A 13,914-nucleotide genomic window follows, 5' to 3' on the forward strand; every position below is an offset into this window, starting at 1 on the left:
CTTGATCGCATCCTCCGACCACCATGCCGGCAGTGTCCTCACTGCGGCAGGACGCTCAGCCCACCCTCACCACAGAAAATGCCAAAGTAGTGCTAAGCTCAGGACTCATTCCTTGAGATAGAAAATGACGCGTGCCGCGATATGGATTGCGGGCATGAAGGTATGAGCGCAGCGGTCGTATCTGGCGACGACACGCCGCCGGTCTTTCGGCTTTGCGAACATGATTTCGATCAGGTAACGGTCTTTTTACAGATGCCAGTCGTAGGGTGGCCTTGATTTCCGGTTCTTCTTCGGCGGAATACAGGCGGTGATATTCTGTACAGCGAGAGACAGCCTGATTTTATTGTTGTCGTATCCCCGGTCACCGGTGACGTCTTCTGTCCCGTCGGGGAGATCCCTCAGGAGAGTGTCTGCACCTTTGGAATCGCTGACCTGGCCCGCTGTCAAGTGAAGACGAACAGGGTGCCCCTGACTGACCCACACGGCATGCAGTTTTGAGTTCAGGCCCACTTTCGCACGTCCGAAACATTGTTTTAATGGCTCGGGAGCTTATTTTGAGTTTATATTAATAAAATAAAAATCGTCTACCTGTAGAAATAAATAACACATTATTATAATTACTAATAATAATATTCCACGCTCATTTCGTGGATTTTATTCGAATGACAAGTATCGGTTCTCATTCTGCTGACAAGATGCTCAATTCCTACCGATCGTTTTTGTTTGATCTCGTCACACCTGAATGTGCGCTGTTGCCGGCAAACGGGGAGACGGGTGCTGTCACGTTAAGTGAGGCGTGATAGTTTAGCTGCATGAGTGCTCTGCCTTGCAGCTACAAACGACATCGTTTTCCGCGTGAGGTGACTGCACATGCTGTGTGGCTGTATTTCCGGTTCCCGTTGAGCTTCCGCCTGATCGAAGAGATGCTTTTCGAACGCGGGATTGTCGTGTCGTATGAGACGATCCGCCGCAGGAGCGTGAAATTCGGGGCGACATTTGCGCGCAGGCTGCGCCGTAAGGCAGCCAGACCCGGGGATATCTGACATCTTGATGAAGTCCGGATCGTGATCCGTGGTCAGGTTCACTGGCTGTGGCGAGCGCTCGATCAGGACGACTACGTTCTCGATGAAATCCTGCACAGACGACGCAACACTAAAGCGGCGAGGCGGGTGCTGACGCGGCTGCTCAAGAAGCAGGGCGCCAGACCAAGACGCATGATTACCGACAAACTGAAGTCATACGGAGCCGCCAGGCGTCAGCTTATGCCGTGTGTGGAACACCAATCTCATAAAGGCCTGAACAACCGCGCCGAAAACAGCAACCTGCCTTTACGAAAACGTGAGCGGGTCATGCAGAAACTCCGTTCGCCAGGCGGATGCCAACGTTTTGTCGCAATCTTCTCCGCTGTCCGCAATCTCTTCGTCCCACCCGCCTCCACCGCCACCGCTCTTTCCCGCCATATCCATCGTATCAGGGCTTTCGCCCAATGGAACAACGCGACGGCTCTCCGCGCCTGAATTCGACAGAACCGGCACCCTCGCGCTCAAGCCAGGTTAACGTGACATCTCCGGTCAGGTCATGTCGACGTGCCACATGCGATACACTTGCCCCATCCACACCAACTTCAGCCAGAATCTCCAGCTTCCGTTCGTCCGACCAACGACGGCGGCGTTCAACGCCAATCAGGATTTCCTGAGCCATAACTACCTCCCAAACGACGTCGTTAACGACGGTAAGTTACCAGTCACAATCCTCGATCATAAGGCGGCCTCGAGCGGCGCGCTATCCCACACGCCGACACTGACGAAGTGATGCAGCCGATCATACGGAACCACGCCCGTCCGGGCCGCGATCGGCTGGATGCTCTTGCGATCGGCCGGACCGATCAGCCCAGCAATACAGGCCGGGCCCATGCTGCGCTGCGCCTTATGGCCAAACTCCGCCACAAACAGCTCAAGCCATGCGTCCAGATCCGCTCGCCAATCCCCGTCCATCGCCAGCCCTCATCATAGCCGGTCTCCTATGAATCAGCGATCGGGCGCCGAGGGAATCCCTTTCCAATTTTTTCTGCCAAAGTAGTGCTAGTTGAACCGCTGCCAACGCCTAAGCAAGGATTGGGAGTGCCTCAATCGCAATGCACTTGCTTTCCTCCGATGGGTGTCAGTTCGATTGATGCTCAGAAAGATCTGTAATTAAAGACAATCATCTCGTACAGACACTTAAACTTACCGAAATCAGCGAATTCTGTTCCGTCGGAAAGTCAGGGAGCGACCACATTAATGTCCTGACCGCTTTTTGAAAGAGATATTGCAATAAAACCAGAGCTCTTCATATCGTCAACGAAGGAGCTCACATATCTAAGCGCGGCAGGCCTATTCTTAGGAATGGCCAATGCCTGCCGAATCAGCAGAAAACTGTCATTTAGGACATGAAATCCAGCATTAAGTTCAGCGGTCAGATGTAATGGTTGACGGACTCCTGCTGCAATATTGACTTTCCCATCCAGCAGGGCCTGAATCGCTGCCGCGGACGAAGGAAAGTGTGCTAATTTCGCATGCTTTAATGTGCGTGATAGATGTAGATCGTAGGCAGTGCCTCTTCCAGCCGCAATCAAGATGCCATCGCGATCAAGCTCTTCAACGGATTGATGGCGCAGTTCATCATGAACCAGATAGGTGCCTTCAATCACGACGTAAGGAGCCGAATAATCAAGGTCCTCGGCCCTTAAGGGGTCAATGGCAAGAAAACCCATATCACAGTTTCCCGCCTGCAGAGCTTCGAATGCTTTTCCTGCCGTATTGAAAGGAAACAGCTCAACCTCAACACCGATTTTATCTGCTAGGACGCAGGCCAGATCGACAGAAACACCAGCGAGCCGCCCATCTTCTGCTCGCTGCGCTAGAACAGTATTGCCCAAGTTTATTGCTGAGCGCAGTTTTCCCGTGGGCGCAAGTTCCGCCAGTACACCATCGTCAGAAACGCTCATGTAATACACTCCAATTCATGAAAAAAGATGGTTAATATGTTTCAACCTATTAATGGTTGAGCCTGAACTCAGGAATCAAAGGTAAACGCGTACCATCAGGTTCAGAACAAGTGAGTCTGGAATGCTCCTCTGAGCGTTCGGATGGATTATATATTGAATGTCAGGCTCCATGCGGATTCCAGGCACAATAAGTCCATCGTAGAATAACTCGAAGTTTTGCTCAGAATTTTGAGGGGTGGTTACGCCACCCGAAATTCTTTCTCCGTTTTTGTATTGACGTTTTTGTAGACGTGAAAGATTCGGACTAATCCAAAGAGTGGATACGAGAAATCCGAGTGCGTCCGTAGGACGCTGATGCCAGAACCCGCGGTCCACAACGGAGATGATGGCCTGGTCACCATAGGTTGAAACGTCATGTTGATTGCGAACGAACGCGGCGGCTACAATCAGACCGGTATCGAGACCACTGCCTTGCCTCAGCAGCATCTGATCAGCCATTAACCAGAATTTTGTCTTGTAGCCAATCGACGTGGGCCTGTTCTTATAAAGCTGGCCATCGAATGTGGTATACTGGGCATGAGCATATGAAAACCCGGCTTTATAATGCCCAATTAACTGCCTCGCTCCAATTAATGGAATGTACCCAATTTCGAAAGGGGATGTCCACCCGGTTATATGTCGGGTTGACCATTTCCAGCCAGTACGATCGAAAAGAGATCCTGAGTCAGCTGTTTGATCAATGGAAAAAAGACCAGATTGAATATACATGTTTCGTTTTAGATAGAAAGTAAAGCGACTAGCCCAACTTGAATTTGGGAATACAGTATAACTTATATCTTTTCCAGTTAGTGCTTTTACATTACCGCACAACGCATTTCCAACAAAGTTACAATTAAGTGGTGAGGATCCGAATGTCATGCCTACCGGAAAGCGGCCTAAAGCAATACTAGCCCTCCCATGGGCAAATCGTTCGTCAAAATAGGCATATGCCAAATGCATTGGGGAATCTCCAGAAGAACTTACAAGAAAATTCTCCGCTCTCACAAGAGAGTTGCCAGTATGAGTGCTAAGGTTTGATCCAAACCTGTTAATTCCAGCGAAGTAGCTGGTCAGTCCTGGAATGTGAAGCAGCTTGGCCCAATTGATATCCACGGTAAGAGCGATCTGGTTGGCTACGGCAGAGGTGCGTTGTATGCCTCCCGTAACATTCCCATTGATCAGGCTACGGTAGTCAATGGAGGTTACGATCCCTTTGTCGGCTAGAAAATTTCTTACATGACCTGGATCTCCATAAAAAGTCTGATATCTTGGCAGCACTCCTGTCGGAAAAAATGGAAGGTTTTTTGGCAAAGGCTTCGCATATTCAAGTTTTGGAGCGAGTTCAAGACCGCTATTTATCATTATCTGAGCAGATGATTTTTCAGAATAGAAGAAAATAGAAAAACACAGAGAAGTAAATATGCATATCCTGGCGTATGTTGTTTTCATTTTTTCACACATCAGTTCTTCGTTGGAGATTTTCTATTGCATAAACTAAATTTCTCTCAATACATTATACTTATCGTATAGAACATTATAAATGTTATTTTTTTGTATTTATTTATTTATTTATTTATTTGAAGAATCTACGCCGAAGGCAGATTCGACATGCCACACCAAAACATAGTATTGTTACCAACATCAATGTCATATTTTCTAACGAACTCAAGTCTCCCGTCGTCGAGTATTTTAAAGACCGAGAGTCCGGCCTGGACGATCTTGAACGAACCACCATCTCTCACAGTCTCTGGTGCATTATGCTCTGCCACCAGCATTCTACCACTCGGGTCTATATGGAATGTTCTTGGATGTATCCCTTGTGAGTCCACATGCTGGATCGGTACAGGCTTACCGCTTGACTGATCGATTGCGAACACGGCGATACTGTTTTCTCCACCTTTGAATACCTTTTGACCTTCTATCTCTTCAGTTTGTTCCGCGCGGTTGGCGACGTAGAGATAGCGTCCATTGGGATGCACATGAATAGCGCCTGCTGCTTGTCGGGCCCTGTCCTTGTCGGGTGTAGCAAGTGTCGCAGTCCGGAACAGAAAATCTGGCTCAATTTTTCCGTTATTCATCCGAAGGAGGCAGACCTGGTTCTGGGTCTCTATGGAGAGAAAAATCCATGGTCTGGTCGGATGGAAGTCCAGATGTCGTGGACCAAAGTTTCTCCCGTAATCGGGTGCGATCGATATCTCATGACTAAGGATTCCTCTGTGATAGTCGAAAATCTTTAATGCGCCAGGCTCTTCGGTATGGGTTGGAGTTCCTTCATTGCCCCGAGTTATGAGAATGGCAGACCTGTCATCGGGTGTGACGCGTGCCTGATGCGCATATATCCCGCCATCGATGGGGGATTTCTGCACGATTTCCTGCCCGACGGTAAAGTTGGGATGAATGCCGTAAACCCGTATGGCGGATGGTTTATTAAACGCAACCAGTATGTTTTCACCCACCCTGTCGACACTTATATGAATTGGTCGAGTTGGCAATGAAACAGCGTCTCCATGTAGTGATAAAGCACCGGTAAGGGGATCAACCCTGAGTGCGACAAGGTGGTGGGAGTCTCCTGGCGTGGCTTTATTGCTTGGCGCGGTGTTGCTGGTTGCCACATAAAGATACCGTTTTGACGGGTGCGGCCATGCATATTGCACATTGTCTACTAACGTAATGGCGTCCTTTTTCGTCAGTGTCAGTCTTTCCAGATCGACTTCGTAATGGATCAGTTCGGGGCCGATGTTTGCATATAGGGCCAATGCTGGCTTCTTCGCCGCCTCTCGTGCGCAGCCATTGTCGGCAGCAAAGGGAAAAGCAGCACTCGCTGTCATTCCTATCATGAGGTTCCTCCTATACATTATTTTTATCTCGTTGATTATTATTATCAGAAGAACACTACTCGTTGCGTATTACGGCAGGAAGCGACAATGAAAGCAGTATAGACATAGCCAGAAATCCAGCCATAACCATCAAGCCCATATTAAATGATCCCGTTCTGTCCTTTAGATATCCAACAATTGATGGGCCAATGAATCCACCCACTGTGCCAATTGTATTGATAAAGGCTATACCTCCGGCAGCGGCCTTGCCTTTGAGAAATCTTGTCGGAATTGCCCAGAAAATAGCTCGGGCTGAATTCACGCCGACAAGAGCGGCTGTAAGCCCCAACAGTGCAATCAGCGGGTGACCGAAAAAAACGGCGATGACAAACCCAGCGGCGGCCAGGGTGCAGCATAGAGTGAGATTGAGGATTTTGCGACCAGAATGATCGGCGTATTGCGCCCATACCATCATGCCGATACTAGCAACGGCATATGGGAGAGCAGAAATCCATCCAATCTGGGCGTCTGAGAGACGCTGTAGTTTGAGAATCTGGGGAAGCCAGATCTGAATGCCGTATGATCCGATGGTAAAACCAAGATATACTCCAGCACATATCCATACACGCATATCACGTATCGCAAGACCAAAATGACTTATCTCGCGGTCAGATTTTTCATTATTCAGACTCTGGATGATAATGTTTTTCTCGTCTTCAGAAAGCCATGATGCGTCGGCTGGACGATCACTAAGAAGCTTGATGGTCAGGAGGCCAATAATAACCGTTGGAACGCCCTCCACGATAAAGAGCCATTGCCAGCCGGCCAAATGTAGCATTCCGTCAAGCCCGAGCAGCATCCCCCCCAATGGTCCACCAAATACTGATGAGAGGGGGATCGCCAGAAGAAACCATGCCAGGATTCGAGCTCGATATTCTGCAGGAAACCAGGCTGAAAGGAAAAAGGCTATGCCGGGGAACAATCCCGCCTCCGCCATACCCAGCGCAAATCGCAGTAGATAGAAGCTTGTCGGATTGAAGGCCAGACTCATGGCGCATGACACCAGGCCCCATGATATCATGATCCGCGATATCCACGCCCGTGCCCCAAACCTATACATCATTAGATTACTAGGAACTTCAAATCCGCAGTAACTTACAAAAAGTATTCCAGCCCCCCAACCGAACTGCGTTGCCGATAGGCCGATGTCCCTGTTCATCTGCAGGGAGGCAAAGCCGATGTTGGTTCTGTCAAGAAAATTGAAAAGATAACCAAATGTAAGGATTGGCAGCATGCGCCACATCACCTTGCGGAAGGTGGCTTTGCGCAAACCGTCTGTTTCCTGCAGATACTCGGCCGGATTTGAATGGTGTATGGAAGCTTCGCTCATCGGCGTCCTCCTATTTTGCTACCCCTTATAGCTGGGGTATTTATTTTGGAAGGGGCAGGCCTATCCCGCCGTACAGCTTCAGCCCTTTGAACTTGGTGACGCGAATGCTTCAAGTGTCTTCAGCAATGACGCGTCAATCGCTATTCCTTCCTTCTTGCTGCGAGCGAGGTTCCTGTTTTCGATCTCTCCCGGAACCAGGACTGGCGTGGCAGGGTCGGCCGCTGGTGTCGAGTGAAGTATCTTGGCAAAGTCGTTCATGCGATGCGACAGCCATTGGGCCGAGCCAAGGCGCTTGGTGTCGATCAGAAGAAAATAGTGCCCGAGGTTTTGAGGCTCTTCTGGTGAATCCACCCAAGATTTGACATGAGTGAGATAGGCTGCGCCAGACAAAAGCCCCGCGAGGAGATCGACAACCAGGGCCATACCGTATCCCTTGTGCCCACCAATAGGTAACAAAAACCCATTTAATGCTTCGTTGGGGTCAGTTGTTGGTCTGCCCTGTTGGTCTGTCGCCCAAGTGTCGGGAATTTTCTGCCCGGCCTTCGCAGCGTTACGGATCTTGGCCCGCGCTGCAACACTGATGGCCATGTCCAGAATGAACGGATCACCGCCGGGGTTGGGAAAGCCGAAGCCACAAGGGCTATTGCCAAGGCGAGCCTCCTTCCCTCCCCAAGGAGCTATGGTCGTGGTTGCGTTGCTTCCGATCAGGCTAGCAAAGCCGGCTTCGGCCGCAATATAGCTATAGGGCGAAACTGGTCCAAAGTGGTTGCTGCCCCTAGCCAGAACCAAGGCAGCCCCCGTGTCGGATGCATTTTTCATGGCAGCTTCCAGTGCGCGGTAACCCACGAGCGGACCGACGCCGTTATCGCCGTCAAGGCGAGCCATGGCTGGTGCGACCTGTTCTAGCGAAATGTTTGGGCGTGGATTAATGCCAGCGATCTGAAGTCTTTCCCCATAGGACTCAATGCGGCCAACACCGTGGGTGGTAAGACCAAACATTTCTGCCATTATAAGAATACGTGCGGCGTCAGTCGCATCGTGCGCCGAGAGACCCAAACCTTCGAGGGCGTTGATTGCAAGTCTGGTCAGTTCGGCTTCGGGCAGAAACTGCTTGTTTTCCCTGTCTTTCATTTTATTATTTATCCTCGCGCAGAATTGTTTGAGTTTATTTTTAGTTGATCTGAAATCTGCGTTTTTCCCCTGTAATCGTAGCCACATTGAGCTTAAAGAAAACCGTCAAATAGCTGCGTTCAATGCACAGGAATCTTGAGGGATGGATACGCGCCTCCTAGAGTGCTTTACCACTTTTGCAGAGTGCGGGTCGGTTGCAGAGGCTGCTCGACGGCTGAATATTGCCCCGACGACTCTGGCCCTTAGAATTCGTACGCTTGAGGCGGAGTTGGGGCTTGGGTTGATGGCGCGTTCTGGTCGCCTCTCCCGCCCAACCCCGGTAGGGGCTTTGCTTGCTCAGCGCGCGTCGCGCATATTGCTTGATGTCCGTGAACTCAGAGCGCTTCAGGAAAGTAATATGCCACGCGGGCAGTTGCGGCTCGGCGTAGCGCAATCTGCAATTACAGCCTTGCTGTGCGATGTATTGCCCGCGTTGACCAGAAAATATCCCGATCTTGAGATTGTCGTGCAAAAAGGGTCGTCGGCCCAGATTTACAGCAAAATAAGGAGTGGAGAAATTGATGTGGCATTTTTGTTCCATCCACCATTCCTGCTGCCCAAACGCTTCATCTGGCGCCCATTGAGGGAAGAACGTTATATCGTGATTTTGTCGACGTCAGAGACATTGCGTGATGCATTGCAGCTTCTGCGCGAACGTCCGTTTCTTCGCTACGATCAGTCTTTATGGTCTGGCCAGATCGCTGACAATTATCTTCGTCAACATCACATTCGTCCGCATGTAAAAATTGAACTTGATGCGCTCGATGCCATTGCGGTTCTCGTTCATCGTGGCATGGGCGTTGCGTTGGTTCCGGACAGGAGCATTCCGTGGCCTGAAGGTCTGTCGATCGAAAAACTTTCGCTGCCCGAGCCGTCTCCGATGCGCGAACTGGGTCTGCTGTGGCCTTCGACTTCAGCGCATACGCGTCTGATACAGATAGTCGAACAGGAGACTGCGAATGCGCTAAGAGGTGTTAATCGATAGCTGTGGGTCCTGACGTCTCGCTGCGTCTCGTCTGGTCGGATCGAGAAATCTCTCGTTTTTATTTCCTCTTTGTGATCCCAATTCCCTTGTTTAGTGGGTGGGGTAGAGGTGGCACCCCATTGTTCGGATAGTTTTTTGGGCCTGATAAGCTGTACCCGGTTGGGTGATGTCACGTTAACTTTGAGCTGTGCTACACTGATTGGATGAACACGAGTTCAGTGAGTTACAAACGGCATCGCTTCCCGCGCGAGGTGATCGCGCATGCGGTGTGGCTGTATTTCCGCTTTCCGCTGAGCTTTTGTCTGGCGGCTCCGTAAGATTTCAGCCGGTCCGTGATCATCCGTCTCGGGCGGGCTCCCTGTTGTTTAAGAGGTCTGGTCAGCAGACGCTTCGCAGCCTTGGTATTGCGGCGATTTCGTCGAGAACATAGCCGTCCTGGTCGTCCGCCCGCCACAGCCAGTGTGGCGGGCCCTGGATCACGATCCGGACTGCATCAGGATGCCAGATATCCCCAGTTTGGCTGCCTTGCGACGCAGGAGGCGGGCGAATGCGGAGCCGAATTTCACAGGCTCCAGCGGCGGATCGTCTCATAAAAGACAATGGTCCCGCGCTCCAGAAGCGGCTCCTCTGTCAATTGAAAACTCAGCGGAAAGCGATGTCGCTTTTAATGCACTGATGTCTCGCTCATCAGCGCTGTTTATCACGGGACAGAGTTAACGTGGCATCGCTGGCTTTCCAATGGCCATGAGGAACGCCGTACCGCACTGCTTGCCTGAACGGCGCGCCGTCCGCTCGCCGCTTTCACGCTCGCGCCGAAGGCATCGGATCGCCGTCGAAATTCCGATTCCGAACCGCGTCGCTACTGAGCGGGCTGACCCGCTCGGTGCGCCGGCTTCGAGAACGCGCACCCGAAGATCGTCACTCAATGCTCGCGCTATCAGCATCTCCATCACTGAAAACGGTGAATCACAATCCACGCCCAGCGTCATCCCCCACGATTCATAGTTCAGTGAACGCGCTCTCGGGAAAACAAACAGCACAGCGAGCTCGAAATTACAACCCTCATGACACACGCTCAGCGGTCAACCGACGATACGTCGTAGGCAGATAGAAGAGAAAAACCTTTCTTTGCTACTGCGGAGTTACCAAGGAATATCTCCGTTCGCGTCGGCAAAACGGCCAGTGATGGCATTCGACTCGAGCAGTGCAAAGTGGACAGGCGCGGCGGCTCCTTCGGCAGATTCCTTGAAGCCGTTGCCCGCGGTGAGGTCGGTTTTGACGAAACCAGGGCTAACCGCATTGACGGCGATTGATGTGTGCCTCAGCTCCTGAGCGAGCTGTACGGTAAACATGTTCACCGCCGTCTTAGACGCGTTGTAAGCGAGCAAACGCGTCGAATAGTAAGGGTTTGTTGGATCACTGTTGGCATTGAGCGAGCCGAGTGTGCTCGACAGGTTGACGATTCGGCCTGAGTCTGATCGACGGAGTAAGGGTAGCATGGCCTGTGTCACAGCCACCAGACCGATGAAGTTGGTTTCCATAGTCTCGCGAATAACGGAGGGAGTCGTCACGCTGGGCATCCCGTCTTCTTTGATCTTCCAAATGCCGGCATTGTTTATGAGGATGTCTAGCTGGGTATGGCGCTCCTCAATGAGGAGGGCGGCAGCGCCGAAACTGGTGATATTCGTAACATCCAGTGGAACATATGCAGCCGTGATGCCTTGTGCCACCAACCTCGCTGCCGCCTCTGCGCCGCGCTTTGCATCGCGCGCGCCGATCAGGACGGTAACCCCCGCCTCTCCAAGTTGGCGGGCGATCTCGAAGCCGATGCCCTTGTTCGCACCTGTGATAAGCGCAACGCGGTGATTGGTGTTCATGATATTTCCCGTAGCTTGGTAATCAGCTACGACAAATATATAAAGTGATCTGTCTTTACGGAATTCGCATATGGCCTCTGCTCCGATCACCACGCTGACCGCCCGGAAAGTGCCACGGCAAGCACGTGCGACCGTGACGGTAGATGCAGTCTTCGAAGCTGCGATTCAGCTTTTGGACGGAAATAGTCCAGTGACGATGAGTACCACCCAGATCGCCAGACGAGCTGGCGTCTCGGTCGGTACAATTTACCAGTATTTCCCGAACAAGCAGGCCTTGTTCTTTGCTCTGTCCGCAAGTGTGCTCGACGGGATGGCGAGCAATGTGGAGCTAGTTTGCCGTCAGCACCATGGCGAGTCTCTACGCGTAATGACGAGGGGTCTCGTTGACGGTTACTGGAGAGCGGTGACGGGGCAGTGTGCTAACGCGCGTGCCGTTCACAAAATTTCTATTGCCGTCGATACAGCGCCGCTCATCGAGGCCTTCTCCCTCAGGATAGAGGACGCAGCGGCCAAAATGTTCGCGAGCGCCCCAAACGTGTCGTTCCCGGATTTGAGGATGACGACAATCACCCTATTGACTTCGCTGATCGGCAGCATCCGGACTATTTTCGAAAGACTTTTGCCCAAACCGTGGGCTTGCGATTTTCAGGAGCAGATTGCGCTGATGTGCGAGGGCTATATTACCGCCACTGCTTCACATGACTTATCGAAAAGCAGTTGAGCCCAGCTTTCTGCGACTGGCTTACGGATGCTCAACAGTCTGAGGCTTCATCCTCCTTAACTGGCGACACGTTGTATTACGTGCGATTCCTCACGATGGATTCTAATCTGAAGTGCAACACGCGAGGATTTATCGTGGTTGCGCCTTCTGATGGAGCCGCCCAATGCCACGTGGATTTGTCCATATGACCCTGCGCGAGATCGCCCGCAGGACGGGTCGCGGCGCCGTCACGTTAACTGGCGTGGGGTTTTTCAGGCGGCGAGAGCGGTCGCGCTGTTCTATTGAGCGTAAGCCCTGGCTCGATGGATATGACGGAAAAGAACCGTGGAAATGGGGGCGGGTGGGACGAAGATCTTACGGACAGCGGAGAAGACTGAGACGAAACGCTGGCATCCGCCTGGGGAACGGAATTTCTGCAAGATCTGCTCTAATTTTCGAAAAGGCAGATGGCTGTTTTCGGCGCGGTTGTTCAGCCCCTTGTGAGACAGATGCCTGACCGACAGGCCGAGCTCTTGTCTGACAGCGCCTTAAGATTTCAGCTTGTCCGTGATCATAGGTCTCGAGTGTATGCCCCGTTTGTTCAGAGGTCTGGTCAGCAAACGCCTTGCAGCCCTCGTATTGCGGCTGGTCTGCAGGATTTCGTCGAGAACGTAGCCGTCCTGATCGACCGCCCGCCACAGCCAGTGCGGCTGTTCCTGGATCACAATCCGGACTTCATCGAGATGCCAGATATCCCTCGGTCTGGCTGCCTTGCGACGCAGAAGGCGGACGAATGCGGAGCCGAATTTCAGGCTCCAGCGGCGGATCGTCTCATAAAAGACAATGATGCGGCGCTCCAGAAGCATCTCCTCGATCAGTCGAAAGCTCAAGGGGAAAGCGGAAATACAGCCACACCGCATGCGCGATCACCTCGCGCGGAAAACGATGCCATTTGTAACTCACTGACCTCTTGTTCGTCAGATCAGTGTAGAACAGCTCAAAGTTAACGTGACATCACCTCCTCTGTCCCGTCGGGGAGGTCTGCCCTGACTATCGCACACGGCATGGAGTTTTGAGTTCAGGTCGCCCCTTGTCCGTCCGATATGGCGGGGAAAAGCCCCTTTTTGAGCAGGGAGGCGGCTGTCCGGTGAGCCTTGAGATGTGCGGCATCGATCATCAGGCGCGTCGAACGGCCTGCCTGTTCCGTCAGGGCGACAAAAATCCTGTCAAAGACACCTAGGCGGCTCCACCGGATGAAGCGATTATACAAGGTCTTGTGCGGGCCATATGCTTTCGGGGCGTCTTTCCACTGAACGCCGTTGCGGATCACATAAACAATCCCGCTCAGAATACGCCGGTCGTCCACGCGCGGCACTCCGTGAGCAAGAGGGAAAAACGGCCCGATCTTCTCCATCTGGCTCCCGGACAGCAAAAACATGTCACTCACAGGCTTGATCTCCTTCGATAAGCCTGCGATTCACAACACCCCTCTCAATTCAACGAATTAACAGGTCCTGAGCCTGGCGCGATCTGAGGTTGTGTCTGGGCGCTAGGAAAGCAGGCCAGATTTTTGATAACTTTTTATAATTTCGTCAAAAACGGAGATATCAGATCGACTCCGCGCAAGCAGCTGCGCGCCGGAAACGGAGGAAAATACCGCCTGTGCGCGTATTGTGCGCTCTTGCGGTGAGAGGTTTGCGGATGCCTGTACAATTTCACTGAGCCATGCGACGTTCACATCGGCGAAAGTCTGGACCTCGTGCTTCACCGCGTCTGGCAGGTCGTCGTATTCCGCGCTCATAAAGCTGCACAGACAGAGCCTGTTTCCGTTTTGAAGTGAGCGCCTGAATATCTCCGGGTAGCGAAGCAGGCATTGTTCCGGCACCGGGTTCGCCTCCCGCAGGCTTGTGAGATCTGCGAGGGTGTCTTCCCAGTAACGGCGGGCCACGGC

At 52.0% G+C, this 13,914-nt stretch carries 11 protein-coding genes and 8 pseudogenes; 5 read left to right on the forward strand and 14 right to left on the reverse strand.

Features of this window, described 5'->3' with window-relative positions; genetic code table 11:
* Positions 1-246: 246 nt before the first annotated feature.
* Positions 247-510, reverse strand: coding sequence for a transposase (locus G442_RS26610; RefSeq protein ID WP_084440708.1), 264 nt, complete (start codon positions 508-510; stop codon positions 247-249).
* Between the two features lie 302 nt (positions 511-812).
* Between G442_RS26610 and G442_RS25975 the strand changes: the two are divergent.
* Positions 813-1,517, forward strand: a pseudogene (locus G442_RS25975) (IS6 family transposase).
* On the opposite strand, the gene G442_RS26615 reads toward G442_RS25975, so the two are convergent.
* Together G442_RS26615 and G442_RS23325 are read right to left on the reverse strand one after the other, a co-directional pair.
* On the reverse strand, positions 1,471-1,617 hold the full coding sequence (locus G442_RS26615) for a hypothetical protein (protein WP_408734939.1): 147 nt from the start codon (positions 1,615-1,617) through the stop codon (positions 1,471-1,473). The pseudogene G442_RS25975 and the gene G442_RS26615 sit on opposite strands and share 47 nt — an antisense overlap.
* A 143-nt stretch (positions 1,618-1,760) precedes the next feature.
* Positions 1,761-1,994 (reverse strand): annotated as a pseudogene (locus G442_RS23325) (transposase); the annotation flags it as partial.
* Positions 1,995-2,085: 91 nt separating this feature from the next.
* On the opposite strand from G442_RS23325, the pseudogene G442_RS25395 reads away from it, so the two are divergent.
* Positions 2,086-2,196, forward strand: a pseudogene (locus G442_RS25395) (IS5/IS1182 family transposase); the annotation flags it as partial.
* A gap of 64 nt (positions 2,197-2,260) precedes the next feature.
* Here G442_RS25395 and G442_RS0118150 read toward each other — a convergent pair.
* From G442_RS0118150 to G442_RS0118175, 5 genes are all read right to left on the reverse strand, one after another.
* Entirely contained in the window at positions 2,261-2,986 is a 726-nt protein-coding gene (locus G442_RS0118150; RefSeq protein WP_026399108.1) for a transporter substrate-binding domain-containing protein, read from the reverse strand.
* Between the two features lie 75 nt (positions 2,987-3,061).
* Entirely contained in the window at positions 3,062-4,474 is a 1,413-nt protein-coding gene (locus tag G442_RS24650) for a carbohydrate porin (RefSeq protein WP_161628400.1), read from the reverse strand.
* Between the two features lie 137 nt (positions 4,475-4,611).
* Complete coding sequence (locus G442_RS0118165) at positions 4,612-5,862, reverse strand: lactonase family protein (protein ID WP_051292526.1); 1,251 nt, start codon at positions 5,860-5,862, stop codon at positions 4,612-4,614.
* Positions 5,863-5,917: 55 nt separating this feature from the next.
* Positions 5,918-7,231: an MFS transporter gene (locus G442_RS0118170; protein ID WP_026399112.1), complete on the reverse strand. Its 1,314-nt coding sequence runs from the start codon at positions 7,229-7,231 to the stop codon at positions 5,918-5,920.
* Between the two features lie 78 nt (positions 7,232-7,309).
* Entirely contained in the window at positions 7,310-8,362 is a 1,053-nt protein-coding gene (locus G442_RS0118175) for an Ldh family oxidoreductase (protein ID WP_026399113.1), read from the reverse strand.
* A gap of 142 nt (positions 8,363-8,504) precedes the next feature.
* On the opposite strand from G442_RS0118175, the gene G442_RS0118180 reads away from it, so the two are divergent.
* Positions 8,505-9,386, forward strand: coding sequence for a LysR substrate-binding domain-containing protein (locus tag G442_RS0118180; RefSeq protein WP_026399114.1), 882 nt, complete (start codon positions 8,505-8,507; stop codon positions 9,384-9,386).
* 203 nt (positions 9,387-9,589) lie between these two features.
* Positions 9,590-9,682, forward strand: a pseudogene (locus tag G442_RS26350) (IS6 family transposase); the annotation flags it as partial.
* Here G442_RS26350 and G442_RS26355 read toward each other — a convergent pair.
* The 3 genes and pseudogenes from G442_RS26355 to G442_RS0118190 all read right to left on the reverse strand — a co-directional run.
* Positions 9,679-10,041: pseudogene (locus G442_RS26355) on the reverse strand (DDE-type integrase/transposase/recombinase); the annotation flags it as partial. The pseudogenes G442_RS26350 and G442_RS26355 sit on opposite strands and share 4 nt — an antisense overlap.
* A gap of 115 nt (positions 10,042-10,156) precedes the next feature.
* Positions 10,157-10,324, reverse strand: a pseudogene (locus G442_RS26360) (IS630 family transposase); the annotation flags it as partial.
* A 204-nt stretch (positions 10,325-10,528) separates the two neighbouring features.
* Complete coding sequence (locus tag G442_RS0118190) at positions 10,529-11,263, reverse strand: SDR family oxidoreductase (RefSeq protein WP_026399115.1); 735 nt, start codon at positions 11,261-11,263, stop codon at positions 10,529-10,531.
* Between the two features lie 70 nt (positions 11,264-11,333).
* Between G442_RS0118190 and G442_RS0118195 the strand changes: the two genes are divergently transcribed.
* Positions 11,334-11,984: a TetR/AcrR family transcriptional regulator gene (locus tag G442_RS0118195; protein ID WP_026399116.1), complete on the forward strand. Its 651-nt coding sequence runs from the start codon at positions 11,334-11,336 to the stop codon at positions 11,982-11,984.
* A 278-nt stretch (positions 11,985-12,262) separates the two neighbouring features.
* On the opposite strand, the pseudogene G442_RS26365 reads toward G442_RS0118195, so the two are convergent.
* The 3 genes and pseudogenes from G442_RS26365 to G442_RS25985 all read right to left on the reverse strand — a co-directional run.
* Positions 12,263-12,905: pseudogene (locus G442_RS26365) on the reverse strand (IS6 family transposase); the annotation flags it as partial.
* 95 nt (positions 12,906-13,000) lie between these two features.
* Positions 13,001-13,410, reverse strand: a pseudogene (locus G442_RS0118205) (IS5 family transposase); the annotation flags it as partial.
* 102 nt (positions 13,411-13,512) lie between these two features.
* On the reverse strand, positions 13,513-13,914 hold a 402-nt coding region (locus G442_RS25985; protein WP_026399118.1), incomplete at its 5' end, for a hypothetical protein.

Origin of the sequence: Acetobacter nitrogenifigens DSM 23921 = NBRC 105050 (genome assembly GCF_000429165.1) — a bacterium.
GTDB classification, from domain to species: domain Bacteria; phylum Pseudomonadota; class Alphaproteobacteria; order Acetobacterales; family Acetobacteraceae; genus Acetobacter; species Acetobacter nitrogenifigens.

Bases quoted from the DNA above. Each gene is read 5' to 3' on its own strand.
- G442_RS0118150 (WP_026399108.1), bottom strand. From the start codon at position 2,986: ATGAGCGTTTCTGACGATGGTGTACTGGCGGAACTTGCGCCCACGGGA.
- G442_RS24650 (WP_161628400.1), bottom strand. From the start codon at position 4,474: ATGAAAACAACATACGCCAGGATATGCATATTTACTTCTCTGTGTTTT.
- G442_RS0118165 (WP_051292526.1), bottom strand. From the start codon at position 5,862: ATGATAGGAATGACAGCGAGTGCTGCTTTTCCCTTTGCTGCCGACAAT.
- G442_RS0118170 (WP_026399112.1), bottom strand. From the start codon at position 7,231: ATGAGCGAAGCTTCCATACACCATTCAAATCCGGCCGAGTATCTGCAG.
- G442_RS0118175 (WP_026399113.1), bottom strand. From the start codon at position 8,362: ATGAAAGACAGGGAAAACAAGCAGTTTCTGCCCGAAGCCGAACTGACC.
- G442_RS0118180 (WP_026399114.1), top strand. From the start codon at position 8,505: ATGGATACGCGCCTCCTAGAGTGCTTTACCACTTTTGCAGAGTGCGGG.
- G442_RS0118190 (WP_026399115.1), bottom strand. From the start codon at position 11,263: ATGAACACCAATCACCGCGTTGCGCTTATCACAGGTGCGAACAAGGGC.
- G442_RS0118195 (WP_026399116.1), top strand. From the start codon at position 11,334: ATGGCCTCTGCTCCGATCACCACGCTGACCGCCCGGAAAGTGCCACGG.